Consider the following 16,715-nt stretch of genomic DNA (forward strand, 5'->3'; position numbering starts at 1 on the left):
CCCGGTGGTCCCGACGACGGCCAAACGGGGGTTTTCCGGAGGTCACGGGAAGGGACCGACCAGTCGGGGGCATCGGCAGGGACGAACTCCGTAGTCCATTCAGCGCAGCAAACACGCATCTCGTCGCATTCGCCGCGCACGCCGCCGCGACCGGTCCCCACCCTGGTCGAAAGGCGGGAACGACCCCGACCGCGAAGCGCCGGGGCAGGGGAGACCGCCGAGCACAGAGAAGAGCGCGAGATGGGGATTCTTGACGGCAAGGCGGTCGTGGTCACCGGGGCGGGACGGGGGCTCGGCGAGGCGTACGCGATGCACGCGGCGCAGGCCGGCGCCGCGGTGGTGGTCAACGACATCGACTCCGACCAGGCGGAACAGGTCGCCGAGCGCATCCGGACGTACGGCGGGCGCGCGGTGGCCAGCGGGCACACGGTGGCCGACGCCGGCGAGGCCGAGAAGATCGTGGGAATGTGCCTGGCCGAGTTCGGCCGGCTCGACGGCCTGGTCAACAACGCCGGGCTGAACTACGAGGCGCTGCCCTGGGAGGACGAGCCGGAATCCATCCGGCGGATCGTCGACGTGAACGTCCTGGGAGTCATATACACCGGAATGGCGGCGATGCGCGCGATGCGCGAGCAGGGTTCCGGCTCGATCGTGAACATTTCGTCCGGCGCGTTTCTGGGCCAGCGGAAACTGGGCGCCTACTCGGCCACCAAAGGCGCGGTCGCGTCGCTCAGCTCGTCCTGGGCGCTCGACCTGGAAGGGGAGAACATCCGGGTCAACGCCGTGTGCCCGGTCGCCCACACCCGGATGGTGTGGAAGTCGGAGCGCTCGCTGCGGGCCATCCCCGCCGACCGCACCCCCGGCAAGGTCGCGCCGCTCGTGCTGTTCCTGCTCAGCGACGCGGCCGACGGCATCACCGGCCAGGTCGTCCGGTGCAACGGGCGGCAGCTGCACCTGGTCGGCCACCCGTACTTCAAGCAGCCGATCCTGGAGAGCGACACCTGGGACACCACGTCGGTGAAGCGGGCGTTCGACGGCGTCCTGCAGGCCCACCTGGAACCGTTCGGGCTGGAGAAGCGCATGCCGCCGCGGCTGCGGCAGCTCGTGGAGCCGGGCCGGACGGCCTGAGCCGGGCGGGGGAGTGCCGCCCGCCGGCGCTTCCCCACCCACCGTGACACACCGACGCTCACCACCCCTTCGGGTGATCGCCTGACCGGTGGTCCTTGCTGCGACGATGCTGGTCATGGGCACGCGCACACCCCGGGTCACGGACTGGCGGCTGGTGGTGCAGTCCCGCCTGGACCGGGTGCGGTCCGACCTCGCCGCGCTCGGCCCGCCCGACCCGCTCGACCCGGAGAGCCGGCAGTGGCGGGCGGTGGCCGAGCAGGAGGCCGCCGTGGTCGAGGACATGATCACGCGCACCGAGTCGCGCCGGCGCACGGTCGCGTCGTGGTGGTCCGGGTGGCACATCGAACGCGCCTGGCGGTCCCTGCACGAGGCCGAGATCGCGGTCGTCGCCGCGGGCAGCGGGTTCCTCGGCCGGCTGCCCGGCCTCAAGGCCCGCGTCGCCGAGAACCTGGACGAGGCCGACCCGCGCCGGGTCGCCCTGGAGGAGCTGCGCCCCGGCGAGTTCCCGCTCGCCGTCGAACGGGAGATCGTGGTCGACGCGCTGCGGGCCGCGTTCGACGCCTCCGACTTCGCCCACGCCGGGTCGCGGGCGCTGCGCAACAAGCTGATCGCCACGTCCGTGGTGCTGTTCGTGGTCAACACCCTGCTGGGCGTGGTCGGCCTGCTGCGGCCGGGCCTGATCCCGATGTGCGTGAGCGCGGAGAAGCTGCCCACGGTGTGCCCGGCGGGCCAGACCGCCTCGGGCGCGGACGTGTGGCTGACGCAGGTGTTCGGCGCGTTCGGCGCGGTGCTGTCGGCCGTCGTGCTGCTGCTGCGGCGACGCCCCAGCCTCTCGCCGTACGTGATGGTCGGCTACCAGGCCATGATCAAGGTGCTGCTGGGCGCGGCGCTGGCCGTGGTCGGCATCCTGGGCCTCGGCGCGGGCGTGACCACCGGTCTCATCGGCGTGGCGTCGCAGGCGGCCCTGCTGCTGTGGGCGGTCATCCTCGGCTACGGCCAGCAGGTCGCGACCCGGCTGCTGGACAGCTACACCGACCGGGTCATGGACCGGGCCCGCCCGCTGCCCCGGCTGGAGGACCAGCGGTAGCTCACCGGCGCGACCGCAGCGTCGAGATGACGTCGGCGTCCCACCGGTGGGTGCGGATCAGCCGGTACCGCTCGCCCGCGACCCACAGGTACGCCTCGGTCTCCGTGCGGTCGCCGACCAGGTCCGCCTGCCGCAGCATGTCCACCACCGGCCGGTACTCCTCGGCGTACCAGCGCCGGGCGACCGTCGGCCGGTCCAGGAACACGCCCTCGTCCTGCATCAGCCGGAAGCCCCACGCCTCCACGTGCTCGCCCAGCGCGGCGTAGTCCCGCGGGTCCGACAGCAGCACCGAGGCCCCCTCCTGCCCGCCCAGCGGCACCCGTTCCAGGAACAGCCGCCGGTAGTCCTTCACGATCAGGTCGCCCCGGTGGCGGATCCCGTGCGCCGCGACCCGCGTCACGACCTCCGTCACGTACGCGTCGATCACCTCCAGCCCCAGCGCGTGCGCGACCGACACCCGGTGGTGCCCGTCCTGCACGAAGTGCAGGTCACCGACCCGGTACACCTCGATCGGCGGCACCGCCTCGCCGCGCCGCTGCGCCAGCGCCAACCGCTGCCACCGCTCCCGCACCCGCGCCGACGTGGGCCGGAACCGGCGGTCGAAGTCCCGGGTCCGGTCCACGCTGCCCACGATCGAGTCCAGCCGGATCGTCCGCAGCCCCAGCCGCCGCTCGGTGACCAGCCCGAGCGACTCCACCACCTCGTGGAACGGCAGCATGATGTTCACGTCGTCCGGCTCCCGGCGCAGCCACGCGGCCAGCCGCGACATCACCTGCCGCCGGCGCGCCCGCTGGAAGTCGTTCTCCGCGTCGGCCCGCGGGAACCCGGTGTCACGGGGCACGGCCCTCCTCCTCTCGACGCCCTCCGGACGGGATGTCCAACACCTTGTGACCCACCACGTTCACCACCCGCGTCGCGCCGAGCGTGCGGTCCGGTCTCGGCTCGCCGTGCGGGTGGATGTGCCCGTGCAGCAGCAGCGCGGGCCGCAGCCGCCGCACCGCGTCGTGCAGGCAGGCGAACCCCCGGTGCGGCGGGTCCGGCTCGTCGCCGCAGCCCAGCGGCGGCGAGTGGGTGAGCAGCACGTCCACCCCGCGGCCGTCCCGCAGCCGCCGCCACCGGGCGGTCCGCAGCACCCGCCGCAGCCGCCGCGCCTGCTGCCGCTCGGTCCACTGGTTCGGCCCCTCCCGGTACCGGATCGAGCCGCCCAGCCCGGCGATCCGCAGCCCGGCGACGTCCACCACCCGCTCGTCGGCGTTCACCCCGCCCGCCGGACCCGGCCAGCGCGCCGGCAGGCCCGCCCTGGTCCACAGGCCCCGCACGTTCGCGTACCCGGTCAGGTCCACGTCGTGGTTGCCGGGCACGAACACGCACGGCCGGTCCAGCGCGGTCGCCAGGAACTCCAGGTAGTCGAACGGCAGGTCGCCCGCCGCGACGATCAGGTCCACGTCGTCGAACCCGCGCACCCGGTCCGTCCACAGCCGTTCCACGACCTCGTCGGCCACCGCGAGCACCTTCGGCATCCACCGAGCCTAGGCGTTCGCGCCGCCGGCGACACCTCGTCGGGAAAAGGGTGAAATCCGGCCTCGTCCCCCTGCCGCACAAGGGAAACCGGGTTAGCGTCACGGTGTGCTCGCCGAGCTGTTCCTCGACGCGTCCCGCGCCTGCCGGGTCCACAGCCCGCTCACCCACCGGCTGCTGGTGTCGGCGGCGGACGACCTGGCCCGGGGCGGCGTCACCGCGCGGGTGATGGCGGGCGCGGAGTGCGACCGCCACGGCACCGTGCCCGGCCTGCGGTTCGCCGGGGCCCTGCACCGGCTCGTGCTGGAGGGCCGCGCGCCGACCCTGGCGAAGCACTACCCGACCGTCGGCGGCGAACCCGACCTGGGCTCGGTGTGGGACGACGCGCTGCCCGTGCTGCACGAGCACACCGACCGGCTGCGCGCCCTGGTCGCCTCCACGGTCGTGCAGACCAACGAGCCGGGCCGCAGCGCGCCGCTGTTCGGCGGCCTCCAGACCGCCACCCACCTGGCCGCCGCCGAGGCCGACCGGCGCGCCTCGTTCCCCGTCCGGCTGCTGGAGGTGGGGGCGTCCGGCGGGCTGAACCTGCGCCCGCACCGCATCGCCTACCGCGTCGACGGGGAGACGTTCGGCGACCCGGGCAGCCCGTTCCGCCTCGACCCGCGGTGGACCGGCAGGCCCCCCGTCGACCTGCGCCACAACCTGCGCCTGGTCCGCCGGGCGGCGTGCGACCTCAACCCGGTCGACGTGTCCGCAGAGGACGGGCGGCTGCACCTGTCGTCGTTCGTGTGGGCCGACCAGGTGCACCGCTTCGACCGGCTCCAGGCGGCGATCGGGCTGGCCAGGCTCGACCCGGTGCCGGTGCGGCGCGCGACCGGCCCGGAGTGGCTGGCCGAGCAGCTCGCCCGGCCCGAGCGCGACGTGCTGACCGTCGTCTGGCACTCGGTGGTCTGGCAGTACGCCTCGCCCGCCGACCGCGCCATGGGCCGCGCGATCCTGGCCGACGCCGCCTCCCGCGCCACCCCGATGGCGCCGCTGGCGCTGCTGGTCTACGAGCCGCGGCGGACCCACACCGCGGGCGCGTACGAGTTCCGGCTGCTGCTCAAGCTGTGGCCGGCGGGCATCTCGCTGCGCCTGGGCACGGGCGTGGGGCACGGCGTCCCGTTCACCTGGGACACCGCGCCGTGGACCTGACCGGTCAGTGCCCGTTCGCGATCAGCAGGGTCACCGTGGCGAGCCAGCCGAGCAGGAACGTGAGCACCCAGAACCGCAGGTTGGTGAGCATTCTGGACATGGGGGGACCATCCCGTCGCAGGAAGGGGCAGGGGGAAGGGGCCGCTACAGCCACTGGTTGCGACGGAATATTCGGTACAGCGTCAGGCAGACCACGAGGATCACCGCGATCACCATGGGGTAGCCGTAGCGCCAGTGCAGCTCCGGCATGAAGTCGAAGTTCATGCCGTACACGCCGACCACCATGGTCGGCACGGAGATGATCGCCACCCAGGCGGCGAGCTTGCGCATGTCCGAGTTCTGCTGGAGCGTGATCTTCGCCAGCACCGCGTTGACCAGCGTGGTCAGCAGCTCGTCGAAGTTCATCACCCGCTCCGACACCTCGGTGAGGTGGTCGTCGACGTCGCGGAAGTACGAGCGCACCTGCTCGGGCACCAGCGGCGTGTAGCCCTCCGCCAGCCGCCGCAGCGGCACCGCCAGCGGCATCACCGCCCGGCGCAGCTCCAGCACCTCGCGCTTCATCAGGTAGATCTGGTCCGCGCTGACCCGGCTGCGCGGCTGGAAGACCAGCGCCTCCATCTGGTCGATGTCGTCCTCGATGTGGTCGGTCACGTCGAGGTAGGTGTCGACCACGTGGTCGGCGATCGAGTACAGCACCGCCGCCGGGCCGTGCCGCAGCCGCTCCGGCTCCTCCTCCAGCTCCCGCCGCACCGCGGCGAGCCCCGAGTGGTTGCCGTGCCGGACCGTCACCACGAACTCGCGCCCCAGGAACACCATGATCTCGCCGCTCTCGACGATCTCGTTGGCGGTGTCCGGCGACGAGTTCTGGATGTACCGGACCGTCTTGAGCACCATGAACAGCATGTTGTCGTAGCGTTCGAGCTTGGGCCGCTGGTGCGCGTGCACCGCGTCCTCGACCGCCAGCTCGTGCAGGCCGAACGTCTCCGCGACGCCCTGGATCTGCTCCTCGTCCGGCTCGTGCAGCCCGATCCAGACGAAACCCTCGCCGCGCCGGCGCACCTCGTCCACCGCGTCGGTGTGCGACCAGCGGCCGGGCAGCCGCGCGCCGTCCACGTACACGCCGCAGTCCACCACGTAGGCCGACAGCGGCACGGGGATCGGCGTGGCGGGACGGTCCTGGGCGCGGCCTCTCAGGCCGCCGAGCGAGGGCAAGCTGGGCACGGGTGACCTCCGGGTCGGGAAGCGTCGACTCGACGGAACGACGACGGCACGTCCCCGACCGGGTAACGCCGGGCCTAGCCCCGAGGAGCCGGCCCCCCGATGAGGACGCGCGAGGTACTCGCAGGATGGGGGTCGTTACTCATCGGTAGTCCTCACCTCCTCGGGTCGGTCGTCCGTGGCGGTGTAGTCGCTCACAGACCAGTTGCCGAGGGTACTCCCCCGGTGCTCACACTGTCGTCCCGGTCGGTGTGGTCCTCGATCACACCCGACCCCCAGACAGCCGGCCAACGGAGGCATGCGGTGCAGTTCGGGCGTTACTACGAGGAGTTCGAGGTCGGCGCGGTCTACAAGCACTGGCCCGGGAAGACGGTCACCGAGTACGACGACCACCTGTTCTGCCTGCTCACCATGAACCACCACCCGCTGCACATGGACGCGCACTACGCCGCGGAGGCCACCGAGTTCGGCCGGAACGTCGTCGTCGGCAACTACGTCTACTCGCTGCTGCTGGGCATGTCGGTGCCCGACGTGTCGGGCAAGGCCATCGCCAACCTGGAGGTGGAGTCGCTGCGGCACGTCAAGCCCACGTTCCACGGCGACACCATCTACGGTGAGACCGAGGTGCTGGCCAAGACGCCGTCCAAGTCGAAGGACGACCGGGGCGTGGTGCACGTCGAGACGCGCGGGTACAAACAGGATGGAACGGTCGTCTGCGTGTTCCGCCGGAAGGTCATGGTGCCCAAGCGCTCCTACGTGCCCGGGAACTCGACCGGTGGAGCGCGCGGCGGCGAGCAGCCCGGCAGGCCCGAACCCAAGGAGTGACGTGACCTCGCTGGATCTGGTGCGGGAACGACTGGCCCGGTTCGCCGAGCAGGAGGCGCACGGCGTCTCGCCGCTCTACGAGCACCTGGCCGCGCGCGCCGCCGACGATCCGGACGTCGCCGGCCTGCTGACCGCCGCCCCGGAGCGGTTCGCGCACGCGACCCTGCTCCTGGCGGCGGCGCACCGGCTCGTGCAGGCCGAGCCGTTCCACCGGCTGTCGGACTACTACCCGTCGCTCGGCGGCACGTACGGCGCGGACGAGCACACCTGGCCGCTGTTCCGGGACTTCGTGCTGGAGCGCGCCGACCGGATGCGCGGGCTGATCGGCTCCCGGACCGTGCAGACCAACGAGGTGCGCCGCGCGACCCTGGTCTACCCGGCGCTGGCGAAGGTGAAGGGACCGGTCGGGCTGCTGGAGGTCGGCTGCTCGGCCGGGCTGCTGCTCAACCTGGACCGCTACGGCTACCGCTACCAGACCCAGCAGGCCGGCCAGCTCGCCGCCGGACCCGCCAAGGCGGCCCTCGGGCTGCACTGCGCGCTGGAGCTGGCCCCCGGCGCGGAGCTGCCGAAGATCCCCAAAACGGTGAAGATCGCGGCCAGGGTCGGGCTCGACCGCGCGCCCGCCGACCTCGCCGACGAGGACACCTACGCCTGGCTGGAGGCGTGCGTGTGGGCCGACCAGCCGGAGCGGCTCAGGCTGTTCGGCGTGGCCGCGACCGTGCAGCGCAAGTCCCCGCCGGAGCTGGTGGCGGGCGACGCGGTGGCGGACCTGGCCAAGGCCGCCGCCCGCGTGCCCGAGGACCTGCCGCTGGTGGTCCTGACCAGCAGCGTCCTGGCGTACGTGCCGGGGGAGGAGTTCGTCGCCGCGCTGCGCGACCTCGGCCGCCCGGTGTGGTGGCTCAGCCACGAGGGCTACGCCGCGGGCCTCGCCCACGTGCTGCCGGGGCGCGACGACCTGCGCCCCGGACCGGGCGACCCCGCGTTCGGCGTGGTCGGCCTGGTCCGGTTCGAGGACGGCGAGGCGCGGTCGGTCCAGGCGTTGGCCAAGACCGCGCCGCACGGCCAACGCCTCGTCTGGCTACCCTGATCGGGCGAAGTCGATCTCGTACGGGGGATGTCCGTCACGAACGGGGGAGCCGACCCCACTCCGCCAAGGTCTCGCGGAGCATCCCGGTGAGTGGGAGTGTGTCCAAGATCGCAGCGTCGGCCCAACACGCCGCGGAGGCGTCGTCCCCCGGTCGGAGCACGCCCGATCGCACCTGGCAGGCGTAGTCGCGGATCACGTAGAGGCCGTTCGGCGCAGGTCTCGTCACGGTTCCGACCAACTCGCCGACGGTCACGGAGAGTCCCGTTTCCTCCCGCAGTTCCCGCACGATTGCGGTCTCGTCCGACTCGCCGGGCTCCACTCGGCCACCCGGTAACGACCACAGTCCCTCACCTGGGGGATTGGCCCTCCGCACGAGTAACAGTCGCCCGTTCGAGTCGTGCACGATGCCGCCGACACAGTGGATGAGAGGTTCTCGTTCGGCCGTCACGATCACGAACCGTAGTCACACCGGGTTGGCGGTGCAGCACGCTGACCCAAGTGCGGTACAAATCTCCCGACGTGTCGCGGAGTGCGGTACAACGGTTTTCACTGGCGCCAAACGGGTGCGGGTAGCGAACGGGGTTGATCACCGTGAACCTGAAGAAGATCCTCACTTTCGCAGGGGTCGCCTTGGTCCTGTTCTTCCTCATCGCCGAGCCGCAGAACGCGGCTCAGCTGGTGCAGAACATCCTGGGCACGCTCCGGGACGCCGCTGAGGCGCTCATCACCTTCGTGCAACAATTGTTCTGAGTCGCCCGGTCCTCCCCCACGGCGAGAGGTCGAAGGCATGTTCGCACCACGGGACCCCGACGAGTACCTGCTCCCCACGGAGCGTCGGGTCATCCGGGTCCGCAGGCACTGGAGCAGTCTGCTCTGGGATCTCCTCGAGGCGGCGGCGCTGCTCGCCGGCGCGATGATGATCTCCTACCTGCTGCCCGACAACGCGGGCATCTTCCAGAACATCCTCTGGTACGCCTCGTTGTTCGTGGTGCTCAGGCTCGCCTACTTCGTCATGGAGTGGTGGGTGGAGCGGATCGTCGTCACCGACAAGAGGTTCATGATCTCCTCGGGGGTCTTCGAGACCAAGGTCGCGATGATGCCGATCAGCAAGGTGACCGACCTCACCTACGAGCGCTCGGTGCTCGGGCGCATGTTCGGCTTCGGGACCCTGGTCGTGGAGTCGGCGGGTCAGATCCAGGCCCTCAACCGGATCGAGTACCTGCCCAACCCCGAGGAGGTCTACGACGCGATCTCCGAGTTGACCTTCGGCGACAAGAAGGCACAGGCCGAGCGCTTCTCGATGATCAAGGCGCAGCGGGCGGCGCGCGGCAAGAAGATGGTGCCGTAGTTCAGACTGGTCGGGTGCGCATCGACCTGCACACCCACTCGACCGAGTCCGACGGCACGGACACGCCCGCGGAGCTGGTGGCGGCCGCGGCCGCCACCGGTCTGAGCGCCGTGGCGCTCACCGACCACGACACCGCCGCCGGCTGGGCGGAAGCGGCCAACGCGCTGCCCGCCGGCCTGAAGCTGGTGCGCGGCGCGGAGCTGTCCTGTGCCTCCGACGACGGCCGGGGCCGGGTCATCACCGTCCACCTCCTCGCCTACCTGTACGACCACACCTCGCCCGCGCTGGTCGAGGAGCAGCTGCGGCTGCGCCTCGAACGACGCCGGCGGCTGCGCCGCATGGCCGAGCGGATGGTGGCGGACGGGTTCCCGATCGACCCGGACGAGCTGATGGCCGCCATGCCGGCCGACGCGCCCGCCGGTCGACCCCACCTGGCCATGGCGTTGATCCGGGCCGGGGTGGTCGAGACCGTCGACGAGGCGTTCGCCAAGTACCTCACGGGTGGCCGCTACTACGTGCCGCGCACCGACACGCCAGTGGCGCGGGCGATCGAGATGATCGCCGAGGCGGGCGGCGTCACCGTGCTCGCGCACCCGTTCGCCTCGTCCCGCGGCCCGATCGTGACCGACCAGGTGGTCGCCGACCTCGCGGCGCTCGGGCTGGGCGGGGTCGAGGTCGACCACCCCGACCACGACGCGCCGACGCGGGAGCGGCTGCGCGGCCTGGCGCGCGAACTGGGCCTGCTGACCACGGGGTCGAGCGACTACCACGGCACCAACAAGACCGTGCGGCTGGGCGCGGAGACCACCTCGCCGGACGTCCTGGACGCCCTCGCCGACCGCGCCACGGGCTGCAAGGTCCTCGTCGGCTGACCCCACCGCAGTCCTCACCACCGCCGCGGCCCTCACCCTGGGAGTCACCTCACCCGACCCCTCCCGCGAGGTCGCGTCGGCCGTTCGCGTCCTCATCCCCGGCGATCACGCTTTTCGATCGTCGGGGATCAGGGCGCGAACGGCCGACTTCCGGGCGACCTCGCCCGCGACGCCGGAGGCGGCGCAATCCAACACTGTCGGACCCCCTCGGTAACTTGGTTCCGTGCAGGAGCAGCTGGGGTTCGACTTCGGGGCGATGCCGAAGAAGCTGGTGCGGGTCACGCCCGCCAAGCTCGCGACGTGGGCCGACTGCCCGCGCCGGTTCCGCATGGCCTACCTGGACCGGCCGACGCCGCCGCGCGGCGGGGCGTGGGCGCACAACACGCTCGGCGCGGTGGTGCACAACGCGCTGAAGGCGTTGTTCGACCTGCCCGCGCCGCGCCGCAGCCCGGAGCAGGCGGTGGCGCTGCTGCACCGGCAGTGGAAGAACGACGGCTTCCGGGACGCCGAGCAGGCCGCCGAGTACCGCGACCGGGCGGTCGGGTGGGTGCGCGACTACGTCGGCGAGCTGGACACGTCGATCGAGCCGGTCGGCATCGAGCGCTGGGTGTCCACGCCCACGTCGAAGATCGTCGCCGAGGGCCGGGTCGACCGGATCGACCTGCGCGACGGCGAGCTGGTGATCGTCGACTACAAGACCGGCCGGCACGCGCTGACCGTGGACGACGCGCGGGGCTCGCAGGCGTTGGCGCTGTACGCGCTGGCCGCGCGGCGCACGTTGCGCAAGCCGTGCCGCCGGGTGGAGCTGCACCACCTGCCCACCGGCACGGTGTCGGTGTGGGAGCACACCGAGGAGAGCCTGGCGCGGCACGTGACGCGGGCCGAGGAGGCGGCCGACGAGCTGCGGCTGGCCACCGACACGCTGGAGGCGGGCGGCGACCCCGAGGTGCTGTTCCCGCCGCGCACCGGGAACCGGTGCACGTGGTGCGACTTCCGCCGCTCGTGCCCCGAGGGGCAGCAGGCCGCGCCGACGCTCGACCCGTGGGCCTTGCTCGCGCCGTAGAGTTGGCCGCGTGACGATGGTGGACAGCAGACCCGAACCACGCCTGGCCAGGCTGTGGCGCGGCGTCAGCGGCGTCCTCGCGGTCGGCCTGGTGCTGCTGGCGTTGGCCATGATCGGCGTGCAGGTCTACGCGGGGACCCGTGACCTGCCCGGCCCCGGCCTGGGTGTCGTGATCGGCCACACCGCGGCGGCCGCGGCCGCGGTGGTGGCCCAGGTCGTCGCCGACCGCCGCCGCGGCTGGCCCGTGGCGCTGTGCGGCCTGCTGGTCGTGCTGCTGGCGGCGGCGACGATGTGGTTCTACTGGTGGGCGTGAGGCCGCCCGCCGTCAGGAGAGCCAGGCGCGCCAGGTCGGCAGGAGCGTGGCCAGCAGGGCGTCCGGCGCCTCGGTGTTCGGGTTGTGCATGACGCCGGGCAGCACCGCGAAGTCGGCGTCGAGGCGCTCGGCCATGTCCCGCTGGCTCGCCGCCGACCAGGCGTCGTCGAACTCCCCGCACACCACCAGGCACGGGACGCCGGCCGACCGGGTGACGCGGGCCAGCTTCGCGACCAGGTCCGGCTCGTGGCGCAGCGCCTGGCCCATGCCGAGCAGCCCGGCCGGTGACGAGCGGACGAAGCGTTCCCGGTAGAAGTCCTTCAGCTCCTGCGGGACCGCCCGCCACCGCGGGTTGAGCGCCTGCCGCGTCTCGTTGACCTCGTGCGACGCCTCGATGCCCTGCTCGCGGAGCACCACCTCGCCGTAGTCCAGGGCGGTGCGGCGCTCGCCCGGCGGCAGCTCCGACGGGCCGGACGACATCAGCGTCAACCCGGACACCGGCGCACCGGCCAACACCGCGCCGCGCGCGACCAGGCCGCCGAACGAGTGGCCCAGCAGCAGCACGCGCCGGCCGTCGGCGGCGAGCTTCGCGACCAGCTCGGCGACCGCCGCGCCGAGCGCCTCGGTGCGGTACTCCGCCTCCGACGTCGGGCCGGCCGACTCGTACTGGCCGGGCAGGTCGATCGCGACGGCCTCGACGCCGGCGTCGGCGATCGGGTCGAACAGGGGCGCGAAGTCCTCTTTGGACCCCGTGTAGCCGGGCAGGAGCAGCGCGGTGGCGCCGAGGTCGCGGCCGGTGGCGGGTTCGCGCAGGGCCGCGACCGGGCCGTGCCGCCCGGGCAGGTCCACGCGTCGCGCCCGGTGCGGGCTGAACTGCGAGTGCACGTCTGGCAGTCTGCCGCACCGGCCGCGCGGGCGCGTGACGCGTTGCCGCAGTGCCACGCCCGCGCCGCCTCCCGACGCCGGGATCACCGCCGTGTGCCGCCTGCGCCGCCGGGATCACCGCGCCGTGTGCCGCCTGCCGTCGCCGGAGTCGCCCACCCGCCGCCTGCACCGCCGGGTCACCGCCGTGTGCCGCTTGCCGTCGCCTGCCGCCTCGAGGTCCGCCGCACACGGGGTGCCGCCGTGCCACACCTGCCGTCACCGGTCGCCCCGGCCTGCTGTAGGGGGTGCCACGTCCGCGTCGCCGGTCGCCCGGGGTTGACGCGTCGGGTTCCCGCAGTGCGATGCCGGCGGTCGCCCGAGGCGTTGTCGCGGCGGCTACCGGAGGGCGACGAGCGTGCCGCCGCGCTGCTCCAGCACGACCGGCCCCTCGGTGGCCATCTCGACCGGGCCGGTGTGGTCGCCCCGGTCGACCGGGACCTCGGCCACCTCCTGGCCGGTGACCTGGTCGACCACCTTCAGCCCGCCCTCGACCGGCAGCAGCAGCCGCCCGGCGAGCGTGGTGCCCGCGCCGAGGGTGCCGTTCACGGTCCACAGCGGGTTGAGGTCGTTGAGCGACAGCGCCACCGTCTTCGAGCCGGTGAACCAGTAGATGTTCGCGGTGCTGGTGAAGGTGGACGCCACACGGCCGGGCGGGTCGCCGGCGAGTTCCTCGGCGGTGACGTCGACGGGGTAGCTCGCGACCGAGCCGCCGGTCTCGGAGTCGAACACCACGAGCCGGCCGGGCACGGCGAGCGCCACCCGGTTCGCGGTCACCGCGATCACCCGCGCGCCGTGCTCGCCGGTCACCGCGGTGGTGATGACCTGCGGTTCGTCGGACTTCTCCGGGTTGGGCTTGAGGACCGTGAGCCGGTCGGAGGGGTCCAGGGAGGGGCAGCGCTCGATCAACGCGATCTTGCCGCCGGTGACCGCGAACGAGCCGTACGTGCAGCCGGTGCGGGGCTGCTTGTTCGGGTTCACGATGGCGCGCAGGGTGCCGTACTCGAGCGAGCGGACCAGGTCGTCGCGCCGGTAGACCTCGACGTACGACCCGCCGGTGGTGAGCACGTGCGAGCCCTCGTTCAGCAGGCGGGTGCCGAACTCCGCGTCACCGTTGCGCTGCGGCCCCCGCTTGCCGGAACCGGTTTCGAGGGTCGTGACCTCGGAGCAGTTGGTGTCCTTGCGGTGCACCGCGAAGACCCGGCCCCAGGCCGTGGAGACCGTGCACAGCGGCAGGTCGCGGGCGTAGCGCCAGCGGACGTCGCCGGTGAGCGCGTCCCGGCCGACGACCTCGCCCCCGTCGCCCGTGACGACGACCGAGTCGAGGTTCACCGGCACCGGCGTCGCGCCGCTGGGCGCGCGCCAGATCTCCGACAGCGTCGGCGGCAGCTCCGTGGCGGGCTGGAGGGGGGTGATCCCGGACGGGCCGGTCTGGCTGACGGTGTTGCGCGCGTCGCTGGTGAGCCACAGGACGAGGCTCGCCACGAGCACCGCCGCCACCACCAACGTCACGCCGACGAAGTCCGCCTTCGTCCGCCACGACCTCGGCGGCAGCGGCTCGAAGTCGTCTTCCTGCGGCTCGACCCGCGGCTCGTCGGGCTCGGCCAGGACGTCTTCCTCGTCCAGCACGACCTGCCCGTTCGACTCCGCCTGCTCCGGCTGGCCCACTGCCCGGCTCCCGATGGTCGGTGATCTGTCGCGTTCGGTCTGGCGGACATGCTGCCACCACCGGGAAGAGGTCGGTGTGAGGCGGCACCACAACCCGCTCCAAGCGTCCCGATTGGCGTGCCACGAGCCGGGTGGCGCGCCAGGGCGACGGGCGGGCCGGCCGTGCGGAGTGGCGGTTCGGCCGGCCCGGTGACCTGGCGGTCGGTGGCCCGGTGGCCCGGTGGCCCGGTGGCCTGAGGGTCGGTGGGCCGGCGGTGTGGGTCGGCCGCATGGGCCGCGGTGGTGCCGGGGTTGTGGCCGGCGGGTCGGTGGGCTGGCCGGGTGGGTCGCGGTGGTGCGGGCGTCCGGGGGTGGTGGTGCCGGCGGCTGGTGGTGGGGCCGGTGGTGCCGGCGGGGTCGGGTGGGTGGCTGGTCAGGGGTCCGGGGTGGTTCGGGGGGCTCCTCGCTTTCAACCGAGGTGCGGTAACAGTGTTTCCGTACATTTTCGGGCCATGATCACCCGATTGTGTTACCGAACTCGGGTCGGGCAGCGCTCGGACCCGCGCTGCCCGCCACGATCATGCCCTACTCGGCGGTCGCCGGCGCGTTGTCGGACGCCTCGCCGCCACCGCCCGTGCGACGACGCCGACGACGCCTCGGTCGATCGCCCTCGGCGGCCGCGGGCTGCTCCGGGGCCTCGGCCGACGCCTCCGGCGCGGCCTCGGTGACGGGGGTGTCGCCCGTCGCCACGCCGGCCCGGCTCCGGCGACGCCGGCGCGGCCGCGTGCCGCCTTCCTCGGTCGCCGCTCCGGCACCGCCGGCGGTCGGCTCGGCGGTGGCGGGCTGGGCCGCGTCACCGCCCCGGCCGCCCCGGCGGCGCTTGCGGGTCTTCTTCTCGCCCTTCAGGTTCTCCTCGGGCTCCGCGTCCAGCCCGGCGCGCGTGCGCAGCCCCAGCGGCAGCCGGCCCGTCGAACCCGCCGGGATGTCGAGGTCCGTGAACAGGTGGTCGGACGTCGAGTAGGTCTCCACCGGCTCCGGTTTGCCCAGGTCCAGCGTGTCGCTGATCATCTTCCACCGGGGCGTCTCGTCCCAGTCCACGAGCGTGATCGCGACGCCGGTCCGCCCGGCCCGACCCGTGCGGCCGATCCGGTGCACGTAGGTCTTCTCGTCCTCGGGGCACTGGTAGTTGATCACGTGCGTGACGCCCTCGACGTCGATGCCGCGCGCGGCCACGTCGGTCGCCACCAGCACGTCGATCTTGCCCGACCGGAACGCCCGCAGCGCCTGCTCGCGCGCGCCCTGCCCGAGGTCGCCGTGCACGGCCGCGGCGGCGAAGCCGCGCTCGACCAGCTCGTCGGCCACCTTCTGGGCGGTGCGCTTGGTCCGCGTGAACACCATCGACAGGCCGCGGTCGCGGGCCTGGAGCGCGCGGGCCAGCAGCTCGGACTTGTCCAGCGCGTGCGCCCGGTAGACGAACTGCTCGGTGCGCTCGTGGATCGCGCCCGCGTCGTTCTCCTCGGCCCGCACGTGCGTCGGCTGGTTGAGGAACGTGCGCGCCAGCGTGATGATCGGCCCCGGCATGGTCGCCGAGAACAGCATGGTCTGCCGCTCGTCGGGCACCATCCGCAGGATCCGCTCGATGTCGGGCAGGAAGCCCAGGTCGAGCATCTCGTCGGCCTCGTCCAGCACCAGCCCGCGCACCTTGCCGAGCACGAGGTGGCGCTGCTCGGCGAGGTCCAGCAGCCGGCCGGGCGTGCCGACGACGACGTCCACGCCCTTGCGCAGCGCCGCGATCTGCGGCTCGTAGGGCCGGCCGCCGTAGATCGCCAGCACGCGCACGCCCAGGTGCTTGGACGCGTCGGTCAGGTCGTGGGTGACCTGGAGGCACAGCTCGCGCGTCGGCACGACCACCAGCGCCTGCGGCGTGCCGTCACCCGGCACGGTGATCCGCTGCAGCAGCGGGATGCCGAAGCCCAGCGTCTTGCCGGTGCCGGTGCGGGCCTGCCCGATGACGTCGTCGCCGGCCAGCGCCAGCGGCAGGGTCAGCTCCTGGATGGCGAAGGTCCGGTGGATGCCCGCCTCGGCCAGCGCCCGCACGATCTCCTCGCGCACGCCCAGCTCGCCGAACGTGGGCGAATCGGACCTGACCGGCGCGTCGGCCACGAGGGGGTGCGAGGTGTCCACGTCGGGCACGCCCGCCTCGCTGTGCTCCAACACCACCGGGTCGATATGGGTCTCTTCGTTCGTCGCGGTCAGGGTGATCGCCTCTCTCGTACCAGCGCGCCACGGCCTGTACGGGCCGCTCGACCGCGTCACCGCCGAGGGGGCCACCGCAGGGGGCCGGGCGGGTCGCGGGAGGGCCAGCGAGGTGTGTGCGCGCACCCTCTCCTGACGGCACGGTGCCGCCGCAGTTCAGCCTTCGGCACCGCTGCGAGCCCCCACTGGGCCGCGCCGCGCCGGGCGTCGTCTGCCGAGTCTACCCGGCGACTAGGCC

At 73.0% G+C, this 16,715-nt stretch carries 17 protein-coding genes; 10 read left to right on the plus strand and 7 right to left on the minus strand.

The window, feature by feature from the left end:
- The first annotated feature begins 240 nt into the window (after positions 1-240).
- Together ACWEFJ_RS13205 and ACWEFJ_RS13210 are read left to right on the plus strand one after the other, a co-directional pair.
- Entirely contained in the window at positions 241-1,128 is an 888-nt protein-coding gene (locus ACWEFJ_RS13205) for an SDR family NAD(P)-dependent oxidoreductase (RefSeq protein WP_378093404.1), read from the plus strand.
- A 115-nt stretch (positions 1,129-1,243) separates the two neighbouring features.
- A complete protein-coding gene (locus ACWEFJ_RS13210) occupies positions 1,244-2,215 on the plus strand; it encodes a hypothetical protein (protein WP_378093406.1) in 972 nt (323 codons plus the stop codon).
- A 1-nt stretch (position 2,216) separates the two neighbouring features.
- Here ACWEFJ_RS13210 and ACWEFJ_RS13215 read toward each other — a convergent pair whose 3' ends face one another.
- Entirely contained in the window at positions 2,217-3,056 is an 840-nt protein-coding gene (locus tag ACWEFJ_RS13215) for a chromosome partitioning protein ParB (RefSeq protein ID WP_449713880.1), read from the minus strand.
- Positions 3,046-3,735 (minus strand): metallophosphoesterase family protein, encoded by a 690-nt coding sequence (locus ACWEFJ_RS13220; RefSeq protein WP_378093411.1) that lies wholly within the window; start codon positions 3,733-3,735, stop codon positions 3,046-3,048. Before ACWEFJ_RS13220 ends, ACWEFJ_RS13215 begins: the two co-directional genes overlap by 11 nt.
- Before the next feature lie 106 nt (positions 3,736-3,841).
- On the opposite strand from ACWEFJ_RS13220, the gene ACWEFJ_RS13225 reads away from it, so the two are divergent.
- Positions 3,842-4,927, plus strand: coding sequence for a DUF2332 domain-containing protein (locus ACWEFJ_RS13225; protein ID WP_449713881.1), 1,086 nt, complete (start codon positions 3,842-3,844; stop codon positions 4,925-4,927).
- 144 nt (positions 4,928-5,071) lie between these two features.
- On the opposite strand, the gene corA is transcribed toward ACWEFJ_RS13225, so the two are convergent.
- Positions 5,072-6,148 carry a magnesium/cobalt transporter CorA gene (gene corA, locus ACWEFJ_RS13230; protein WP_378093415.1) on the minus strand — a complete coding sequence of 359 codons (1,077 nt, stop codon included), beginning with the start codon at positions 6,146-6,148 and terminating at the stop codon, positions 5,072-5,074.
- Between the two features lie 99 nt (positions 6,149-6,247).
- Here corA and ACWEFJ_RS13235 point away from each other — a divergent pair, with 99 nt between their 5' ends.
- Together ACWEFJ_RS13235 and ACWEFJ_RS13240 are read left to right on the plus strand one after the other, a co-directional pair.
- Positions 6,248-6,970: a MaoC family dehydratase gene (locus tag ACWEFJ_RS13235; protein ID WP_449713882.1), complete on the plus strand. Its 723-nt coding sequence runs from the start codon at positions 6,248-6,250 to the stop codon at positions 6,968-6,970.
- Between the two features lies 1 nt (position 6,971).
- Positions 6,972-8,057 carry a DUF2332 domain-containing protein gene (locus tag ACWEFJ_RS13240; RefSeq protein WP_449713883.1) on the plus strand — a complete coding sequence of 362 codons (1,086 nt, stop codon included), beginning with the start codon at positions 6,972-6,974 and terminating at the stop codon, positions 8,055-8,057.
- Between the two features lie 34 nt (positions 8,058-8,091).
- On the opposite strand, the gene ACWEFJ_RS13245 is transcribed toward ACWEFJ_RS13240, so the two are convergent.
- Positions 8,092-8,511 (minus strand): NUDIX domain-containing protein, encoded by a 420-nt coding sequence (locus ACWEFJ_RS13245; protein ID WP_378093421.1) that lies wholly within the window; start codon positions 8,509-8,511, stop codon positions 8,092-8,094.
- Positions 8,512-8,648: 137 nt separating this feature from the next.
- Between ACWEFJ_RS13245 and ACWEFJ_RS13250 the strand changes: the two genes are divergently transcribed.
- The 5 genes from ACWEFJ_RS13250 (at position 8,649) to ACWEFJ_RS13270 (ending at position 11,653) form a co-directional block, all read left to right on the plus strand.
- Positions 8,649-8,807, plus strand: coding sequence for a hypothetical protein (locus ACWEFJ_RS13250; RefSeq protein ID WP_378093423.1), 159 nt, complete (start codon positions 8,649-8,651; stop codon positions 8,805-8,807).
- Between the two features lie 37 nt (positions 8,808-8,844).
- Positions 8,845-9,405, plus strand: a complete 561-nt coding sequence (locus tag ACWEFJ_RS13255) for a PH domain-containing protein (protein ID WP_378093425.1) — start codon at positions 8,845-8,847, stop codon at positions 9,403-9,405.
- A 14-nt stretch (positions 9,406-9,419) separates the two neighbouring features.
- On the plus strand, positions 9,420-10,277 hold the full coding sequence (locus tag ACWEFJ_RS13260) for a PHP domain-containing protein (protein ID WP_449713884.1): 858 nt from the start codon (positions 9,420-9,422) through the stop codon (positions 10,275-10,277).
- A gap of 256 nt (positions 10,278-10,533) precedes the next feature.
- Entirely contained in the window at positions 10,534-11,340 is an 807-nt protein-coding gene (locus ACWEFJ_RS13265) for a RecB family exonuclease (RefSeq protein ID WP_378098170.1), read from the plus strand.
- A 10-nt stretch (positions 11,341-11,350) separates the two neighbouring features.
- Positions 11,351-11,653, plus strand: coding sequence for a hypothetical protein (locus ACWEFJ_RS13270; RefSeq protein ID WP_378098167.1), 303 nt, complete (start codon positions 11,351-11,353; stop codon positions 11,651-11,653).
- Between the two features lie 12 nt (positions 11,654-11,665).
- Here the strand turns inward: ACWEFJ_RS13270 and ACWEFJ_RS13275 are convergent, their stop codons facing one another.
- The 3 genes from ACWEFJ_RS13275 to ACWEFJ_RS13285 form a co-directional block, all read right to left on the minus strand.
- Positions 11,666-12,538, minus strand: coding sequence for an alpha/beta fold hydrolase (locus ACWEFJ_RS13275; protein ID WP_449713885.1), 873 nt, complete (start codon positions 12,536-12,538; stop codon positions 11,666-11,668).
- Between the two features lie 375 nt (positions 12,539-12,913).
- Positions 12,914-14,242 carry an Rv3212 family protein gene (locus ACWEFJ_RS13280; RefSeq protein ID WP_449713886.1) on the minus strand — a complete coding sequence of 443 codons (1,329 nt, stop codon included), beginning with the start codon at positions 14,240-14,242 and terminating at the stop codon, positions 12,914-12,916.
- A gap of 564 nt (positions 14,243-14,806) precedes the next feature.
- Positions 14,807-16,441: a DEAD/DEAH box helicase gene (locus ACWEFJ_RS13285; RefSeq protein ID WP_449713887.1), complete on the minus strand. Its 1,635-nt coding sequence runs from the start codon at positions 16,439-16,441 to the stop codon at positions 14,807-14,809.
- Positions 16,442-16,715: the final 274 nt, after the last annotated feature.

The organism is Actinosynnema sp. NPDC004786 (genome assembly GCF_053601135.1).

Bases quoted from the DNA above. Each gene is read 5' to 3' on its own strand.
- ACWEFJ_RS13210 (WP_378093406.1), top strand. From the start codon at position 1,244: ATGGGCACGCGCACACCCCGGGTCACGGACTGGCGGCTGGTGGTGCAG.
- ACWEFJ_RS13235 (WP_449713882.1), top strand. From the start codon at position 6,248: ATGAGGACGCGCGAGGTACTCGCAGGATGGGGGTCGTTACTCATCGGT.
- ACWEFJ_RS13265 (WP_378098170.1), top strand. From the start codon at position 10,534: ATGCCGAAGAAGCTGGTGCGGGTCACGCCCGCCAAGCTCGCGACGTGG.
- ACWEFJ_RS13255 (WP_378093425.1), top strand. From the start codon at position 8,845: ATGTTCGCACCACGGGACCCCGACGAGTACCTGCTCCCCACGGAGCGT.
- ACWEFJ_RS13205 (WP_378093404.1), top strand. From the start codon at position 241: ATGGGGATTCTTGACGGCAAGGCGGTCGTGGTCACCGGGGCGGGACGG.
- ACWEFJ_RS13220 (WP_378093411.1), bottom strand. From the start codon at position 3,735: ATGCCGAAGGTGCTCGCGGTGGCCGACGAGGTCGTGGAACGGCTGTGG.